The sequence below is a fragment of the Saccharopolyspora antimicrobica genome (assembly GCF_003635025.1).
Taxonomy (GTDB): Bacteria; Actinomycetota; Actinomycetes; order Mycobacteriales; family Pseudonocardiaceae; genus Saccharopolyspora; species Saccharopolyspora antimicrobica.
Genome location: NZ_RBXX01000002.1, coordinates 6026948 through 6045117, shown reverse-complemented (window position 1 = coordinate 6045117; position 18170 = coordinate 6026948). Strand labels below are relative to the sequence as shown.

The 18170-nt window shown below is 69.8% G+C and carries 11 protein-coding genes; 2 read left to right on the top strand and 9 right to left on the bottom strand.

What is annotated here, in order from left to right; genetic code table 11:
* Positions 1-5: 5 nt before the first annotated feature.
* A complete protein-coding gene (locus tag ATL45_RS28785; RefSeq protein WP_211841317.1) occupies positions 6-6446 on the bottom strand; it encodes a type I polyketide synthase in 6441 nt (2146 codons plus the stop codon).
* A 49-nt stretch (positions 6447-6495) separates the two neighbouring features.
* The gene (locus ATL45_RS28780; protein ID WP_093156730.1) at positions 6496-6885 is read right to left on the bottom strand and encodes an acyl carrier protein; all 390 of its coding nucleotides are present in this window, start codon (positions 6883-6885) and stop codon (positions 6496-6498) included.
* Between the two features lie 118 nt (positions 6886-7003).
* Here ATL45_RS28780 and paaI point away from each other — a divergent pair, with 118 nt between their 5' ends.
* Positions 7004-7447 carry a hydroxyphenylacetyl-CoA thioesterase PaaI gene (paaI, locus tag ATL45_RS28775; RefSeq protein ID WP_093156882.1) on the top strand — a complete coding sequence of 148 codons (444 nt, stop codon included), beginning with the start codon at positions 7004-7006 and terminating at the stop codon, positions 7445-7447.
* A gap of 5 nt (positions 7448-7452) precedes the next feature.
* Here paaI and ATL45_RS28770 read toward each other — a convergent pair whose 3' ends face one another.
* The 6 genes from ATL45_RS28770 to ATL45_RS28745 all read right to left on the bottom strand — a co-directional run bounded on the left by ATL45_RS28770 (position 7453) and on the right by ATL45_RS28745 (position 14993).
* Positions 7453-8061: a TIGR03086 family metal-binding protein gene (locus tag ATL45_RS28770; RefSeq protein ID WP_093156732.1), complete on the bottom strand. Its 609-nt coding sequence runs from the start codon at positions 8059-8061 to the stop codon at positions 7453-7455.
* Between the two features lie 36 nt (positions 8062-8097).
* On the bottom strand, positions 8098-9810 hold the full coding sequence (locus ATL45_RS28765; protein WP_093156733.1) for a class I adenylate-forming enzyme family protein: 1713 nt from the start codon (positions 9808-9810) through the stop codon (positions 8098-8100).
* Positions 9807-11150 carry a flavin monoamine oxidase family protein gene (locus ATL45_RS28760; RefSeq protein WP_093156735.1) on the bottom strand — a complete coding sequence of 448 codons (1344 nt, stop codon included), beginning with the start codon at positions 11148-11150 and terminating at the stop codon, positions 9807-9809. Before ATL45_RS28760 ends, ATL45_RS28765 begins: the two co-directional genes overlap by 4 nt.
* Positions 11147-11368: an acyl carrier protein gene (locus tag ATL45_RS28755; RefSeq protein WP_093156736.1), complete on the bottom strand. Its 222-nt coding sequence runs from the start codon at positions 11366-11368 to the stop codon at positions 11147-11149. The genes ATL45_RS28760 and ATL45_RS28755 overlap by 4 nt, the downstream gene beginning before the upstream one ends.
* A gap of 46 nt (positions 11369-11414) precedes the next feature.
* Positions 11415-12995, bottom strand: a complete 1581-nt coding sequence (locus ATL45_RS28750; RefSeq protein WP_211841316.1) for an AMP-binding protein — start codon at positions 12993-12995, stop codon at positions 11415-11417.
* Positions 12996-13547: 552 nt separating this feature from the next.
* Positions 13548-14993 (bottom strand): flavin monoamine oxidase family protein, encoded by a 1446-nt coding sequence (locus tag ATL45_RS28745; protein WP_211841315.1) that lies wholly within the window; start codon positions 14991-14993, stop codon positions 13548-13550.
* A gap of 815 nt (positions 14994-15808) precedes the next feature.
* Here ATL45_RS28745 and ATL45_RS28740 point away from each other — a divergent pair.
* On the top strand, positions 15809-17263 hold the full coding sequence (locus tag ATL45_RS28740; protein WP_246025600.1) for an MFS transporter: 1455 nt from the start codon (positions 15809-15811) through the stop codon (positions 17261-17263).
* Positions 17264-17316: 53 nt separating this feature from the next.
* Here ATL45_RS28740 and ATL45_RS28735 read toward each other — a convergent pair whose 3' ends face one another.
* Positions 17317-18108 carry an SDR family NAD(P)-dependent oxidoreductase gene (locus ATL45_RS28735; protein WP_246025599.1) on the bottom strand — a complete coding sequence of 264 codons (792 nt, stop codon included), beginning with the start codon at positions 18106-18108 and terminating at the stop codon, positions 17317-17319.
* Positions 18109-18170: the final 62 nt, after the last annotated feature.

The window sequence follows — 18170 nt, the reverse complement described above, 5'->3', positions numbered from 1 at the left end:
CGGCCTCAGCGGGTGAGCTCGCGCAGCGCGGCGAGCTCGGCGTCGGCCTCCGCGTCGCTCATCGCCTGCACGTCGCTGTCGTCGTCCCGGCCGGTCTGGTCCTCCTGCGCAGGCGCATCGTCCGGGGCCACTTGGCTGTCGATGAACCTCGACAGGGCGCCGATCGAGGGGTGGTCGAACACGATCGAGGTCGGCAGCGGGACCCGGGTCGCCGCCTCGAGCGCGTTCTTCAGCTCCACCGCCGCCAGGGAGTCCAGGCCGAGCTCGACGAACCGCGCGTTGGTGTCCACCTCGCCGGCCGAGTCGAATCGCAGCACCTGCGCGACCTTCTGCCGCACGATCCCGGTGATCGCCTTCGCGCGCTCGTCGGCGCCCATCCCGATGAGCGCGCCCGGGTCGACGGTGTCGGCCACGGTGACGGTCTCCGGCCGGACGCGGGTGAACAGCTGGTTGTCCCACGGCAGGTTCGCGGTGTAGGCGCCCCAGTCGAACTTGCCGACCACCGCTTGCGCGGCCGGCCTGCCGAGCGCCTTCAGCAGCGCGCGCATCGCATCGCCTGGTTCGACCAGCTGGATGCCGCGACCAGCGATGCCGCGGATCTGCTGCTCGGAGAGCTTCGCAGCCATGCCGACCTCGGCCCACGGCCCCCAGTTCACGCTCAGCGCGGGCGCTCCGGCGGCTTGGCGCCACGCCATGAGGGTGTCCATGAACGCGTTGGCCGCCGCGTAGTTGGCCTGCCCTGCGGCGCCGAGCACCGCCGAGATCGAGGAGTAGGTGACGAAGAACCGCACGCTCGGCAGACCGGCCACGGCCCGGTGCAGCAGCCAGCTCCCGTCGATCTTCGCGGCGAAGACCTCCCGCATGCTCTCCCAGGTCTGCTTGGCCACCGGCGCGTCCGCCAGCACCCCGGCGGCGTGCACCACCCCGCCCAGCGGCGCGGGCAGTTCGGCCAGCAGCGCCTCGACGTCGGACTCGACCGCGATGTCCGCGCGGTGCACGCTCAGCTGCACGTCCGGCCCGAGCCGGGCAGCCAGCTCGGCGCGGCGCTGTTCGTCGATCTCGCGGCGGCCGACCAGCGCGATGCGGCGGGCACCGGCCGCGGCGAGCCGAACGGCGGTCACCTCACCGAGCGCGCCGAGACCGCCCGTGATCAAGTAGGTGTCGTCCTGGCCGATCCGCACCGGCTTCTCCTCCGCGGGCGCGTCCGCGGTCAGGTCGAGCACGAGCTTGCCGATGTTGGCGCCCCGGCTCAGCACGCCGAACGCCTCTTCCACCTCGTCCAGCGAGTAGCTGGTCGTCGGCGGGGGGCTGATCTCGCCTGCGCGAACCCCGTCGGCCACGATCCGCAGGACCTTCCCGGTCACCGAGTCGAGCTCGGCGGCGGGCAGCTCGCTGAGGTCGAAGTTGTGGTACTCGACGTCCGGTCGCCGTTCGCGCATCTGCTCCGGCGACCAGATACCGATCTTGCCGAGTTCGACGAACCGCCCGCCCTCGGCCAGGCAGCGCACGCTCGCCGGCACGAAGTCGTTGCTCAGGCTGTTCAGCACGATGTCCACACCGCGGCCATCGGTGGCTTCGAGCAGCTGGTCGGCGAAGTCGAGAGTGCGCGAGTTCATCACGTGTGCCACGCCCTGCTCGTGCAGCAACGGCCACTTGCGGGGGCTGGCCGTCGCGTACACCGTCGCACCGGCCATGGTGGCCAGCTGCACGGCGGCCTGACCCACGCCACCGGCCGCGGCGTGGATCAGCACTCGGTCGCCCGCCTGGATCTTCGCGAGGTGGTGCAGCGCGTGGTAGGCGGTGACGTACGCGGCGGGCAGTGCGGCGGCTTCCGCGAAGCCGATCTCGTCCGGTTTGGCCACCACGACCGCCGAAGGCACCGTCACCCGGCGGCGCAAGCAGCCCAGCCGGCTGAGCATGACCTGTTGACCGGGCTGGAACTCCGCGTCCGGTCCGGCGGCCACGACCGTGCCCGCGGCCTCGAAACCAAGCGGCAGGTGCTGGTGTTCCAGACCGTTGTCCACCGCGTACTGGTGCAGCATGCCCAGCGCGTTCAGCACGTCCTTGAAGTTCAGCCCGGCGGCGTGCACCTGCACGGTGACCTCGTCGCCGACCGGCTCGGTGTCGGGCACCGGCACCGGTTTGATCGCACCGAACTGGCCGTACTCGGTGACCGACAGCTCGAAGTTGTCCTCGCCGGCCGACCTGACCTCGTTCGGCCACAGCCGCTTCACGTGCCGGTTCCCGCCGCGGTAGGCGATCTGGAACTCACCGCCCACGCTCTCGGCGTTCGCCCACTCGTCGACCAGGGGCAGCTTGGATCCGCCGGGCTCCAGGTCGATCAGGGTGGCGCGCATGGCCGGGTACTCGTTGAGCAGCACGTGGCCGAATCCCCAGAGCGACGCGGCCGCGAGCGCGTCGCCGTCCCGGCTGCCCGCGTCGTCGGAGGGCAGCCACTGCCCGCCCTCGGTGACCAGCTGGACGCGCAGATCCCGACCGGGACCCTGCTCGTCCAGCATCCCGGTCAACTCGAGCAGGTCGCGGTAGTTGTCCTCGCATTCCGCGCGCAGCCGGTCGACTCCCGTAAGAGCGGGCTCGGCTCGCCAGAACCAGCACAGGTCGGTGATCCCCGGGTGCTTCGCGAGCAGCGCACCCGCGCTGTGGGAATCCTCGGCGAAGTGCAAGGTCAGCCCCGCCGCCGCCAGCGGCTCGGCGAGCTCGGCGAACTCCGCGGGTGCGGCCCGCACCACCAGGATCTCCCGGGCGCGACCAGCCTGCCTGCTCACCAGCGACCGCTTGATCCAGCGCGGGTGCACCAGCATCCGGGCGGCCGCCTCGGTCAGCGGGTTCGCCACCCGCTTGAGCCGCACGCCGCGCACCGCGAACACCGGGCGCCGGCCTTCCAGCGCCACCAGGTCGACGACCAGTTCGGCGTCGGTGTGCTCGGTGGGCGTGATCAGCACCCGCAGGTCGCCCTTCGGCTTCTTGAGCAGCTCGACCGCGTCGAAGGCCACCGGCAGGAAGGTGTCGCCCAGCTCGACGATGGCACCGACGGTCTGCATCGCGCAGTCCAGCACCGAGGCGGTGAGGTGCTCGATGGTGGGCTCGTCGATGCCGCGGAGCTCGCCGACGGCGAGTGCCGCGCCGTGCCGCGCCACCGAGCGCACCCGCCGGAACGCCGGACCGTAGGGCAGGCCGAGGTCCACGTACCGCGCGTAAAGCCGCTCACCGTCCACTGTGGTTTCCGCGGCGGGCGTCTCGTCGGCCAGCCGGCCGAGCCGCTCGATCAGCTCGGCCAGGTGCGCGCCGCCGACCGGGGCCGGGCCGATCAGCGCCGTGACGTGTCGCCGCTCAAAGGCGCTGTCGTCGCCGCCGTTGCCCTCGACCCTGCTGACGATCTCCACGCTGAACTGATCGTCGCCCGCGTCCCGCAGCCTGGTGCGAACCTCGGTCGGCGCATCCGCCGGCAGGTACAGCGGCTCGTGGATGCCCATCTCGCGCACGAGCCGACGGGTCTCCCCGAAAACCGCGTCCTGGAGCGCGAACACGATCTCCGCGTAGCCCGCGCCGGGGAACACGACCTGGCCGCCCACGATGTGATCGGCGAGATAGCCGGGTGCGTCCGGTCGCAGCGCGGTGCGGAACTCCCGCTCCCCCGCCGCGCGCTGCTGCTCGGTGGTGATCTCGCGGCCCAGCAGCGGGTGGTGCTCCTGCCCGGCCACCACTTCGAGGTTCCGCGCCGCCGGCAGCCGGTAGGACTTCTTGTCGAAGACGTAGCCCGGCAGCGGAATCCGGCGCAGGGCCGCGCCGTCGTGGTAACCGGCCCACGACACGGTCAGGCCGGCGGTGTAGCACTTGGCGAGCGAAGAGCGGATCGCTGTCGCACCGTCCTGCTCGGAGCGCGAGAGGCTGGTCAGCCACAGCTGCCCGGCGGCCCCGTCGGCGGCACGGCCGAGGCCGGTCAACGCCGCTCCCGGCCCGACCTCGATCATGACCCGCGCACCCGAAGCCAGCACCTTGCCGATGCCCGCGGCGAAGTTCACCGGCTCGGCGATGTGGCGGACCCAGTAGGACGGCGTACCGACCTCGGCGAGCGTGGCGGACTCACCGGTCAGATTGGACACGAAGCTGCGCTGCGGCTCGTGGAAGGTGATGCCGGACAGCTCGGCGAGGAACTCCTCGGCCACCTCGGCCATCAACGGCGAGTGGAACGCGTGCGACACCGACAACCGCTTGGTCTTGATCCCCTTGGCGCGCAACGACTCCGCGATCGTCTCCAGCGACCGGACGCCTCCGGAGATCACGCACTGCCGTGGTCCGTTCACCGCACCGAAGCTCACGTCGTCGAACGGCGCGAGCAGTGCTTCGACATCGGTGGCGGCGGCCTCCACGGCCAGCATGCCGCCCGGCTCCGACACCGACTGCATCATCCGGCCGCGGACCGCGACCAGCTTGACCGCGTCGGGCAGGCTGAACAGCCCGGCCACCGCGGCCGCGGTGATCTCACCGATGCTGTGCCCGATCAGCACGTTCGGACGAACGCCCCACGACATCCACAGCGCGGCCAGCGCGTACTCCAGCGCGAACAGCGCGGGCTGGGTGTAGCGGGTCTGGTCGATCAGCTCATCGCTGTCCGGCGCTTCACCGAACATGATCTCCTTGATCGAGCGGCCCAGGTGCTCGGCGAAGAGCTGGTCGCACTCGTCCAGCTGAGCGGCGAAGGCCGGGTACCGCTGGTAGAGCGCGCGGCCCATGCCCACGTACTGCGAGCCCTGTCCGCTGAACATGAACGCGACGTCACCGCCGGTCGGCGAATCGCTGTCGGTGTCGCGCCGGGTCAGCGCCGCGTCGAGCACCTCCACCAGCTCATCGCGCGTGTCGATCGCGGCCGCGATCCGGGCGGGCAGGTGCGTTCGGCCGACGTTGCCGGTGTAGCAGAGATCCGCGATCGAGATGTCCGGCTGCTCGTCGAGCAGTTGCCGGTAGCTCCGCGCCTGCGCGTGCAGCCCGGCCGCGGTCTTGGCCGACAGCGTGAACACCGCAGTGCCTGCGGAGGACTGCTCCTGCTGCGGCACCTCCGCTGGTCGCTGCCGCAGCGAGGGCGGTGCCTGCTCCAGCACGACCGACGCGATGGTTCCTGCGAAGCCGAAGGAGTTGACCAGCGCCCGGCGCGGCCGGGCGGGCCACTCGCACAGCTCGGTCGGCACCTTCACCCGGTAGCGGTCCCACGGGATGTGCCGCGACGGCGTGGTCAGGTTGATGTGCGGGAAGATCTCGCCCGCCCGCATCTGCTCGACGACCTTGGTGACGCCGCCGACGCCGGCGGCGGCCTCCATGTGCCCGATGTTGGTCTTGACGGAACCGACCAGCAGCGGCTCGCCCTGCGGACGCGAGGAGGCGAACACGCTGTCGATGGCACCGAGCTCGATCGGGTCGCCGAGCGAGGTCCCCGTGCCGTGCGCCTCGACGTAGGAGATGTCGGCGGGCTGCAGCATCGCGCTGTCCAGCGCGGCACGCATCAGCGCCGCCTGCGCGGTGCCGTTGGGCACGGTCAGCCCGCCGCTCTCGCCGTCCTGGCGCACTGCCGAGCCGCGCACCAGAGCCAGGATGTTGTCCCCGTCCCGCTTGGCGTCGGACAACCGCTTGAGCAGCAACATGCCGCAGCCCTCGCTGCGGCCGTAGCCGTCCGCCGAGTCGTCGAAGGTCTTGCACTTGCCGTCCGGGGAGAGCATCCCGGCCCGCGAGTACACGACGTGGTTGCGCGGGTGGTGGGCCGCGTTGACGCCACCGGCGAGCGCGATATCGCACTCCTTGGCGCGCAGACCCTGCACCGCCAGGTGCAACGACACCAGCGATGAGGAGCACGCGGTGTCCACGCTCAGGCACGGGCCGCGCCAGCCGAGGAAGTAGGACAGCCGGCCGGCCGCGGCGCTGTGCGCGGTACCTGCCGCGATGTGCGCGTCCAGGTCGGCGGTCGGCACGCTCTCGACCTCGATCGCGAAGTCCATCTGGCCGACGCCGAGGTACACCCCGCCGGTGCCGTCGCGCAGCGTGGCCGGGTCGATGTTGGCCGACTCGAAGGCGCGCCAGGCGCATTCCAGGGCCCAGCGGTGCTGCGGGTCGATGCTCGATGCTTCCTTCGGCGAGATGCTGAAGAACTGCGGGTCGAACTTGTCCACATCGGAGGTGAACCCGCCGCCGTCGGCCAGCGGCTTGCGGCCGGCCTTCGCCTCGGCCGCCTGGAGTTCGGCCATGTCCCAGCGGGCCTCGGGCACCGGCCCGGTCCCGTCACCACCGGCGCGCAGGAAGTCGGCGAACTGCTGCGGTGTGTCGTTCTCACCGGGGTACCGAATGCCCATGCCCACGATGGCGATGGGCTCGTACTTCTCGAGCAACAGCTGGCGAGCCAACTGCTCAGGTCCGTCGACCTGGTTGACGTCGGTCACTGGTGTGGTCTCCAGTTCGCAGTGGTGTGAGCCGGGAATCGGGTTCCGGTCAGTTCTGGTACAGCTCGTCGAGCAGGCTGCCGACCAGCGCCCGCCGGGATTCCGCGGAGCTGTCCGGCGTTGCCGGAGCCGCCGTCCCGGTCGGGAAGTGCTCGGCGAGCACCTCCTCGCGCAGGTGCTTGAGCAGGTGCGCGGCGGTGGGGTTGTTGAACAACGTCGCCGACTGCACCGGCTGGCCCAGCCGGGCTTCGAGGGTCTCCTTGATCTCGGTGGCGCCGAGCGAGGTGAGCCCCAGTTCGAAATAGCTCTGCTCGAGCGGGAATTCGTCGGACGGCTCCATCAGCAGCCACACCTTGAACTCGCCCACCACCATCTGCTCGAGGAATCTGGCCCGCTCCGCCAGCGGAGTTGCCGCAAGTTCGTCGACCCAGCTGCTCATCGCTCTCCTCGCGTTCGACGAGATCCATGAGGCATCTCTCGAACGGTTTCCCGTGTCATCATCTGATCCGCATACTGTGATCGCCCCGGACACTCGACCATCCACAATGGAGGAAATGATGCCCGAAGCGCCCGCCCCGGACGTCCGCGCCGCCGAGCTCGCCGACGCGTTGTACGCCAAGGACGGCACCTGCCGAAAGCTCGGCATTTCGCTGCACACCGCGCGCCAGGGCGCGGCCACCGTCGGAATGCGGGTGACCGAGGAGATGACCAACGGTCACGGCACCGGCCACGGCGGCTTCATCTTCCTGCTCGCCGACGCCGCCTTCTCCTTCGCCTGCAACACCCACGGCCCGGTGACGGTGGCGCACAGCGCCCAGGTCACGTTCCTCCGTCCGGTGGCGGTCGGCGACGAACTGGTCGCCGAAGCGGCAGAACGCCGCCGCTACGGGCGAAGCGGCATCTACGACGTCATCGTCCGCAGGGCCGACGGTGAGATCGTCGCCGAGTTCCGCGGGCAGAGCCAGATGCTGTCCGGCCGGCCGTTCACACCGGACAGCTGACCGGCTCACCCCGCCGGCCATTCCGGGTCGCGGCCGAGGAAACCGAGCAGGCGCTCGAAGTCCGGCGCCTGCTCGGGCACCGGGACGGACGGCCCGAACCCGGCGCCCGGCCGCTGCCTGGCGGGGCCGTCCGGCACGTAGGTCCTGGCCACTTCGAACGAGGCTTCGACGAGCTCGGCTCCGACGGTGCCGCCGAACCGCTCGCCGTCACCGACCGACACCGCGATGTCCCATCCGTGCAAGACGTAGTCGAGCAGGTGGAAGCTGACCGCCACCCGCCCGCGGAAGGTCCGGCTCGTGGTGATCTCGCTCAGCCACACTTCCCGGTCGAGCACGCCGTCCGCGGCGAAGGCGGTGAGCACCGCATCCGCCGCGGCGGCGTAGTCGCCCTTCGGGTCCGCTCCGAGCGGCGCCTCCCGCCACGGCGCCAGATCGGGCCCGGCACCGGTTGCCGCCGCGGCGAACCCGTGGTGCTGGGCGGTCATGTGCTGCAGCAGACGCCCCACCGACCAGCCGGCGCACGGTGTCGGACGGTCCAGCGCTCCATCGGGGAGCGCTTCCACCGCTCGCACGCTGGTCCGCACCGCGAGGCGATTCATCTCCAGCAAGTCCATGCTGCTTCCCCTATCGGTCAGGCATCCGCTGCCGGCTCAGGCGCCGCCGGTGAACAGCGTGGCCAGCCGGGTGCGCAGCTCTCGCTTCAGCACCTTGCCGGTGACGCCGGTCGGGTAGTCGGCGGGTTCCTCGGCGATGATGACAGCGGCGAGCGGGGCCAGCCCCGCGGCCGCTATCACCTTGTTCGCCTTCTCCCGCAACAGCTCCGCGTCGAGGCCGGTCACGTTCGACTGCGGCTGGACCACGGCCACCGGGCGCTGGCCGGTGCCGTCCCCGGCGGGGATGCCGACGACCGCGCAGTCCAGGACCTCGTCCTCGCAGTCGGCGATCAGGATCTCCTCGAGGGGCAGGCTGTACACCGGCCCGTCCGCCGTGTCGATCACGTCGACGGTGCGGTCCAGGTGGTAGAAGTTGCCCTCGCCGTCCCTGCGGGCCACGTCTCCGGTCAGCCAGTACCCGTTGAGCTCGAAGCTCGTGGTCAGCTTGGAGTCGTTCCAGTAGCCCAGGGTGCGCGACGGCGTCTTCACGGCCAGCATGCCGACGGTGCCGTCCGGCACCTCTTCGCCATCCACGTCCAGCACCGCCGCCTTCTCGACCACCTCGAGCGGCTTGCCCACGCAGCGGTCGCTGCGCGGGGTCTCCGGCGTGGTGATCTGCCCGAACAGCGCCATGCCCATCTCCGACGAGCCGAGGCCGTCGATGAACTGCGAGCCCGGCAGCGCGCCCTCCCCGGCTGCTTCGCTCGGCAGCAGCCACGGCTTGATCAGCCCGGCCGGCCGCTCGCCGAGCGACACCAGCCGCCGGATGTGGCCGTAGTGCGCGGAGTCGCCGGTGTTGAACCACGAGTGCACCTTGGCGGCTCCGGTGGTGGGCAGCTCGCCGGTGGCCAGCTCCACGAAGGTTCGCGGGAACGACGCCACCATGGTCGGCTGGAACACCTCCATGACCGGCTCCACCACCTGCCGGCGCCAATCGCCCATCACCATGACCGGCAGACCCAGCAGGGTGGCGGTCAGGAAGTAGCTCAGCCCGCCGGCGTGGGTGTGCGGCATCAGCGACATCAGCTTGTCGTACGGCTCCGCGGGGAACCGGACCATCCTCGGCTGCTTTCCGTCCCAGAACTGACGGTGCCCGAGGGTGGTCGACTTCGGCGTACCGGTCGTGCCCGAGGAGTGGATCAGGGCGATGATCTCGTCCATCTCGTGGACGTGCGGGTACACGTCGGGCAGCTGCAGCGACTCCGGGTCGTGCATGCGGACTTCCGCCGCGGGCACGATGAAACGGGGGCGGCGCCGGCTCGGGTCGGCCCGGAAGCCGGCCGTCAGCTTGGTCGGATCGTCCGCGACCAGCCCTTCAGCCGCGATGTGGTCGAGGTAGCGGATCGCGGTGCCGGTCGGCATCGCATCGTTGATCATCGCCGGGACGGCCCCGAGCGCGGTGAGCGCGAGGAAGTGCAGCAGCGGTTCGAGGCCCTCGCTGACGTAGACGGCGACCGGGTCTCCCGGCCGGACGCCGTTGGCCCAGTACCACGAGGCGTAGCGATCGCGGATGGCCTGCAGGTCCAGCAGACTGTAGCCGCGCACCTCCACCTCACCTCGGTGGTTGGTGCGGTGCGTGTAGGCGAACTGCACCGCGCGATTCGGGTTGACCTCGATCGCCCGCTGCAGGAACGAACCCGCTCCGAGCGTCGGGTCCGCCATGAGCTCCTGGCGGGCGGACAGCGGGGCGATGGGGCTCGGCTCGGTCATCGCGACTCCTCGAGCGACGCGGTGTCGGTATTCGGCAGTACTTCCGCGGCCGCCCGGAGACCGGAGCGGATCGCGCCTTCCATGAGCCCGAAGAACTCGGTGCTCGTCTCGGTGCCGGCCCAGTGCACCCGCTGGTGCGGCGTGATCAGGTGCGGGCCGTTGGCGACCCAGTCGCCCGGTCCGAACAACGCCGCGTAGCAGCCGCGGCTGAACTCCTCGTTGATCCAGTCCGTCGCGTGGAACCCGATCGGCTCCGGCAGCCCCGGGAACATCCGGGACGCCTGCTCGACCGCGGCGGCCCGCTGGTCGGCAGTCGGCAGTTCGGCGAAGGTGCGCGCCTCCCGGCCGGTGACGAAACCGGTCAGCACGCCGACGCCACCCTCCCACGGCGAGTCGTCCACAGTGGAGAGCAGCGGGCCGTCCGCGCTGACCGACCAGCCGGACAACCCGTGCTCGCGCCACACCGGCCCCGGGTACACCAGGTGCAGCTTGACCGCGCATCCGGGCGCGGTGCGCGAGCTGGAGCGTCGTGCAGGCAGCGCGGGCTGGTAGTCCAGGGAGTCCGCCAGCAGCGGTGGCAGCGCGATGACCGCCCGGTCCGCCCGTTCCCGGCCGCGGTCGGACACCACGGTCACGCCGTCGGCGTCCTGGTGAACCGCGCGCACCGCTTCGTTCAGCCGCACCTTGTCGCCGAGCCGCGCGGCCAGGTGCTCGCACAGCTGGTGCGCTCCACCGTGGACCCGCTCGGCCTGCGCCCCGCCCTCGAAGGCGTTGAGGAAGCGGATGCCGCCGCCGGAGTTGAGGTAGAACGCCATGTGCAGCACCGAGACGTCGGCCGGATCGGCAGCCATCATCTCGCCCAGGAACAGCGGGAAGAACAGCTTGGCGTCGGGCTTGAGGTTCTCCTCCGCCCACTGCGCGGCCGTCATCGAGTCCAGCCGTTCGGCGTCCGCGGTGCGCCAAGGCGCCTCGGTGCGCACGGAATCGGCGAGTTCGGCGAGCAGGTCGAACATCTCGCCGAGCTGGACCGCGCTCAGCGGCGGGAACCGGCCGGCACGAGTCTCCTCGCCGGATTTCAGCGCGAACCGGCTGGCACCCTCCATCGTGGTCGGAACGGTCTTGAGCCCGCACTCCGCCAGCAAGCGCAGCAGCTCGGTGTGCCGGTCGCCCAGGTAGGCCGCGCCGGCGTCGACCCAGTCGCCCTCGGCGACCTCGATGCCGTGCATGCGACCACCGACCCGGTCACGCGCTTCGAGCACGAGCACGTCGGCGCCGCCCGCGACCAGCTCGTTCGCGGCCGTGAGTCCCGCCAGCCCACCACCGACCACGATGACCCTCATGCGGGCACGCTCGCCAGCTTGGCGGACAGCTCGTCCGGCGTCGGCGCCGCGATGAAGTCGTCGATGGTCAGCTCCACGCCGCACTCACGGGCGATCGCGCTCAACACCCGGGTCGCCAGCAGCGAATCCCCACCGAATTCGAAGAAATCGGTCCCGCCGTCCACGTCCTGATCCTCCAGGACCCGGCGGAATATCTGAACTAACGCAGACGAATCCATCTCTGTGCCTCCTCGGCGTCATTCCCAACCGGTTATCGCCGCGCGATTACGACGCGTGCTTCCGGTGCGTTCCAGCGCGATCCACTTTTCCGCTGGACGTGTAAACGAGTTCGGGTACGGCGCGTGCTCTGCCCGGCACGAGATGCGCCGGGACCGATGCGCGCAAACTGGCGAGCACGTCTTTGGCGACCGTTTCGGCGTGTCCCGGAGAAGATGGGACGACATAGGCGACCATCGTGGCCCGGCCTGCCGAATGCACTCCCACCACCGCAACCGCCGACACCGCCGGGTGCCGGGCGATGTGCGCCTCGACTTCCCCGGGGTCGACCCGGACGCCGCGTATCTTGATCTCCTGGTCGAGGCGGCCCCGGTGGCTGAGCATCCCGCCCTGAACACGCTCGACCCGGTCACCGGTGTGGAAGTAGCGAAGCGGGCCGTCCCCCAGGTCGCGCACCCGGAACCGGTCGCTGGTCGCCTCTTCCATGCCGAGGTAGCCGGTAGCGAGCGCCGGCCCGGCGACGAGCAGCTGACCGTTGTCGTCCAGCGCTTCGATGACGTGCGGCAGCGGTCGGCCTATCGGCGGCGGATCGTCGGCACCCCACCAGCTCCCCTGGCCGGGGGCACCGGGCCCGCACAGGTCCACCGCGTGCGTGACCAGGGTCGTTTCCGTGCAGCCGTAGGTGTTGACCAGCCGGACCTGTTCGGTGCGGGCGCTCGACCAGTCGGCGATCGCCGCCGCGTCGACCGCCTCGCCGCCGATGATCACCAGCCGGACCGGGTCGGGCAGACCCGTCCCCTCCTCGGCGAGGTGACGGACCAGTTCGCGCCACATGGCCGTCGGCAGGTCGAGAACCGTGATCGCTTCCCGCTCGATCATGCGCAGCATCCGGGGAAACGACCCGGAATAGGCGTCGTCGTGGAAGACCAGTGCCGCACCGGAGGTGAGCGCGGTGAGGATCTCCTCGAAGCAGGTGTCCCAGTTCAGCGAAGCGAACTGCAGAACCCGGTCCGCAGCGCTCATCCCCATCATCTCGCGCAGCGAGCCGACCGCCGCGGCGATCGCCCGCCGAGGTGTCATGACCGGCTTCGGCTTCCCGGTCGAACCGGACGTGAAAAGCACGTACGCCCCGCGCTCGGGCTCGGCGACCGCCGACCAGGACACATCGACCTGGGCCGGATCATCGCCGGAACCGCCGGGCACGCCGACCACCGTGACAGCCGGCGACACCTCGTCCAGCGCGGTGCCCACCAGGAACCGGCAGCCGATGGACTCGATCATCTCGGTTCGCCGCGCTGCCGGGTACTTCGGGTCGACCGGGCAGTAGGTCCCGCCTGCCGCGAGAACGCCGAGCATCGCGACGATCGTGTCGGGCGACCGCTCGGTCAGCACCGCCACCGGGCCGGGGTCATCGCCGAGGCGGCGAGCCATCGCGGCCACCCTGGCGGCCAGCTGTCCGTAGCTCAGGGCGAGCTCGGCCAGCCCGTTCTGCCGCACCGCCGGGCGTTCGGGATGAGCGCGAGCGCAGGCGAAGAATGCACTGACAATGTCCTCGAAGGTCGACGTCCGAACCGAGCCACCTGAAATTTCCACCCCAGTTAACGACATTTTCCCCATACCCGCGAACACGCTGTACCAACAGTTCCCAAGACGAACACGCGAAGTTCAATTTCCGACGATCACGCAGCGAATGACCCCCGCAGATGACCTACCAGTGGCGGAAACCCGCCGCAGAGTGCCCCAGTAATGCTACGTGAATGTCGTAGATGTTTCTGTCTTATATCCACTCGATTACGTGAGCGCGACGGTATCAACACCCACCCACACCCCGCCAGATCTGATCGACCTCCGGACCGCGGGTGCGCAAACTTGATACTGCATTCAGTTCAATCCGGTGGGTTGAACGGTCGACGCCGGCGACCCACCGAGCGCACCCCTGAAGCTTAATCGACCCGGAGGAAGTTCGTTGACCTGGAATTATCTAACCGCCCATCACATTGAGAGTGATCTCGATCACGTAGGTGAAAATGGTAAGGCGCGAGTGAACGGCCGATTGTTTCACCGTCGCGGCGAGCTACGATCCCGCGCTTCTCGAGTTCCGCGTGAGCGTGCCGAGCGGGAACGGGCTGTGCGGCGCACCTGCGGCCGCACAGCCCGAGTGGTCCAGGAAGACGCCGAGCGTCAGCCGAGTTCGGCCACGACCTCGGCCGCGGCACGTCGTCCAGACCGGACCGCGCCCTCCATGTAGCCGATCCAGTAGTCGGTGGTCTCGGTGCCGGCCCAGTGGAGGTGCCCCACGGGCTCGCGCAGCGCGCGGCCGTGGGCGGCCAGCACGCCCGGCGCGGTCACCGCAACCGGACCGCCGCGCGACCACTTCTCGTTGTCCCAGCGGACGAAACCGAAATCGGACATGTTCGCCGCCGCTCGTCCGAAGTACCCGACCAGGGCGCGCTTGCACTCGGCGGCGAACCAGTTCGCCGGCACGTGGTCCAACCGGCGCATCGGCTTCGGCGCGACGAAGCCGATCAGCACGTGCTTGCCGTTGCGGTAGCTCTCGTACACGACGTCGATGGGCGAGCCGTTGCCGACGAGCTGACCGGACAGTCCCGCTTCGCGCCACCACGGACGGTCGTAGACCGCGACGAACTTGCCGATGTTCCCCATCCGGTACCCCGTGGTGAGACGTCGCCGGGCCGCGGGCAGCAGCGGGTCGTAGTAGATCTGACCGCTGATGGCGGGCGACATCGCGACGATCGCCTTGCGGCCGCGGTGCACGCCGCGATCGGAGTGCGCGATGACGTGATCGCGGTTCTGGCGGAGACGTCGCACCGGCGCCCCGAAAACCACGCGTTCACCGAGTTCGCGGGCGATCCCCTCCGGAATCCGGACCGCACCGTCCAGGAAGCTCTCCTGCGCCCCGCCGGCAGTGCCCATCAGACGCTGGTAGGTGCCGGGGTTCCGGCCGTCTCCGGCGGCGGCGTAGTAGTTGAGCATGTACAGCGCCGACACCTCCTCCGGCGGCGCGGAGACGACCGCCGAACCGCTGACCCTGCCCAGGATCAGGTGGGCGAGGTCGCTGGAGGAACGTCGGCCGATCCACTCCGTGAACGTGATGGCGTCGAGCTCGGCGGCCTGCGGGTGGCGCCACGGCTCGCCGACCGGGAAACCGGCGGACAGCGCGTCGATCTCGGCGATCGCGGCGTCCACCGCGGGGTCGTTCAGCTCGGGCGGGAACGCGTGGTCCACCTCGAAGTAGGACGCCTTCCCATCGCGCCAGAACACGCTCCGCCCACCGGTGTAGGTCGGCTGAATCGCAACTCCGTAGTCGCGCGCCAACGCGGTCATGTTGTCCTGGGTCGGCCCCACGAACTGCGCACCGCCGTCGACGGACAGCCCGCCCGCGGTGCGCACGTCACCGACCCGGCCGCCCGGCCTGGTTCGCGCTTCCAGCACGGTGACGGTGAGGCCGGCGGCGACCAGGTCGCGGGCTGCGGCAAGGCCGGCGAGGCCCGCCCCGATCACTATGACGTCGGTGATGCGCGCACCGGCGGCTGCGGCAGCGGCCGGAGACGCGACAACACCGGCACCCACCGCAACGGCGGCGCGCAGCACCGACCGTCGATCCATTCCGTTCGCCATACTTGCTCATCTCCCAACGGACGCTGATGGTGCATTCCGGGAATCAGAAGCGGTGACACCGGCCGGTGCGGCGAACGACGCCCCGCCTGCGCGATCTCACCTGCTGACCTTCGTGCTTTTCGAGCGACAATCCGGTGTGCTGGAGGAATGGGCCGGTGGCGCGTCGAGCCGGCGTGCTGGCTTCCTCGATCGCGCCGCGGCGGCCGACCGGTTCGCGTGCCTGACCCGTGACGTCCGGCTGCGGTGCACGCCGCGCGACGCTCCGTTCCCGACCACGTCGGCTCCTCTGTCCCCGGCAGCGCGGAGGTCAAGAGGGGTGGCAGGTTCCTGCCACGAAAACACCCATTCGGAGGTTGTCGCGGCGCGGGACAGCACTTCCGGGTACATTTCCGCGGTTCATTCGTGCGAATCCCGGCGGCATTCGCTATCGCAGTAAACTATCCTCGTCCGAGTCCGCCGAAGCCCGCGAAGCGTCGCGGCGAAGCCCCTTCGCACGGGCAAAAGCGCACGTCACAGCCGCTTGCCCAGAACAGGACAGGCCTATTCGGGTCCACTAAGGAACAGGCGCACCTCCTTACTCCATCATCGCTTCTTCTAACGTTCCTCCGGGTTTGCGGAAAATGGATACCGGCATCAGCCGCACGGAGGAGACTGGTAACCTCCCCCACGTGGCAGATTCGTCGAATCAGCAATCCGAAAACCACGCATCGTCGCATGACAATGCGATGTCCGAGTGTTCCTCCAGTGAAATCACGACAGCCGGTACGCACAAGGCGGGTCCGCGGGAATGGGCTGCGGTCGCGGTGCTCACCTTGCCGGTCCTGCTGATCTCCGTCGACATGACGGTCCTGAATTTCGCCGTGCCGCACATCAGCCGGGACCTCGGTGCCGGTTCCGTCGAACTGCTGTGGATCGTCGACATCTACTCGTTCGTGCTGGCCGCGCTGCTGGTTTCGATGGGCGCGCTCGGCGACCGGATCGGCCGGCGCAAGCTGCTCATGTTCGGCGCCGCCGGATTCGGCGTCGCGTCGCTGATCACCGCGTTCGCCCCGAGCGCCGGCGTGATGATCGCCGCCCGCGCCCTGCTGGGCGTCGCAGGCGCGACGCTCATGCCCTCCACCTTGTCGCTGATCAGGAGCATGTTCCCCGACGGCCGGCAGCGGCAGACCGCCATCGCGGTGTGGGCTTCCGCCCTGTCGGCCGGTTCCGCGCTCGGACCGCTGCTCGGCGGCGCGCTGCTCGAATTCTTCTGGTGGGGTTCGCTTTTCCTCATCAACGTGCCGATCACGGTTCTCGTCATCGTTTTCGCACCGATCCTGGTGCGTGAATCCAAGGCCGCGCAGCTCGGCAAGCTCGACCCGGTGAGCGTATTGCTGTTGGCCGCCGCGATGTTCCCCGTCGTCTACGGGATCAAATCGTTCGCCGAGCACGGACTCGATCCGCTGGCCGCGGCGCTGTTCCTGGTCGGTGCCGCCAGCGGGTTCGCGTTCGTCCGCCGCCAGCTCAAGCTCGACGAACCGCTGCTGGACATCGGACTGTTCTCCATCCGCCCGTTCACCATCGCCGTCATGCTCAACCTGATCACGCTGTTCGCGATGATCGCGGCGCTGTTCTTCCTGACCCAGTACCTCCAGATCGTCCTGGGACTCAACCCGTTCGTGGCCGGCCTGTCGCTGCTGCCCGGCCTGCTGCTCGCAGTTCTCGCCAGCTTCCTCGCGGTGCCGGTCTCCCGGTGGCTGCGCACCACCGGAACGCTCGTCGTCGGTGTCGGTCTGATGGTCGTCGGGTTCGTGATGTTCACCGTGCTGCCCGACGGCAGGCAGGTGACCTTCGCCGCCATCGCGTTCTCCTTCGTGTGCTTCGGCATGGGACTGGCCCAGACCCTCACCAACGACGCAGTGGTCAGCTCCGCACCGGAAGAACGCGCAGGCGCGGCATCTGCCGTCTCGGAAACCGGCTACGAACTCGGCGCCGCCCTCGGCGTGGCCGTGCTGGGAAGCGTCCTGCTGGCTTCCTACCAATCCGGAATGCCCGACGCACCGGGCGAAGCCGCGCGCAGCGTCGCAGGTGCCGCGGAACTCGCGGGAAGCCTGCCCGGCGGAGCAGGCGAAGCCCTGCTGCAGCAGGCGTTCTCGGCGTTCGTCAGCGGTATCCACGTCACCAGCGCGGTCGCGGCGGTGATCCTGGTCGCCGCCGCGGTGACCACGGCCGTGGTGCTGCGGAAATCCCGTGTGCCCGAAGCGGAAGCAGGAAGCTGACGACCAGGGGTGTCCGTTCCTCCGGGGAGCGGACACCCCCCGCACCACCGCGCTCACAGCGTCTTGATCATGCCACCGTCGAGGACGATCTCGGCACCGGTGAGGTTGGGAAGCACGCCCGACGCGACCAGGACCACCAGGCGCGCGATCTCCTCCGGCTCGCTGAACACCCCCGTGGTCACGCCTGCCTGAGCGGGCAATCCGGCGAGCAGCTCCTCCTGGCTGACCCCGTACTGCCGAGCCAGTTTCGCGCCTTCGCTGTCAGGCCCGGTCCACACCGCCGTGCGCACCAGACCGGGGGAAACGGAGTTGACCCGGACTCCCCGCGGCGCGAACTCCTCGGACAAGGCCTTCGTCACGCTCGCCAGCGCCGACTTCGCAGCCGAGTAGGCGACGACTCCCGGAAGCGGGAGCCGGGAGTGCACCGAGCCGACCATCACCACCGAACCACGTCGCTCGACCAGCGAGGAGAGCCCTGCCCGGGTCGCGCGAACAGCGCTGAAGAACGTGGCTTCGAACTCCCGGTGCCAGGACTCCTCCGACACGTCGAGGAACCCGCCGTCCTGCGACTCCGACCCGGACACGTTGTTGATCAGGATGTCGATTCCGCCGAACGTCCCGATCGCGTGCTCGACGAGCCGAGCGGGTCCGTCCAAAGTGGCCAGGTCGACGGCGAGGGTGTGCGGCGTGGCCTCGCTCAGCGCAGGGCTCGGCGTGCGCGCGCCACCGAGCACTCGCGCTCCGCAGCTCACGAGCTCGCGCACCACCGCCAGGCCGATACCCCGGCTCGCTCCCGTGACGACCGCGTTCTTCCCGGCGAGGTCGATCCCCATCGGCCCGGTCACGCGGACCACCGGGGTTCGACCCGCTCCTGGTCGGACATCAGCATGTCTTCCTCCTCGTCGTG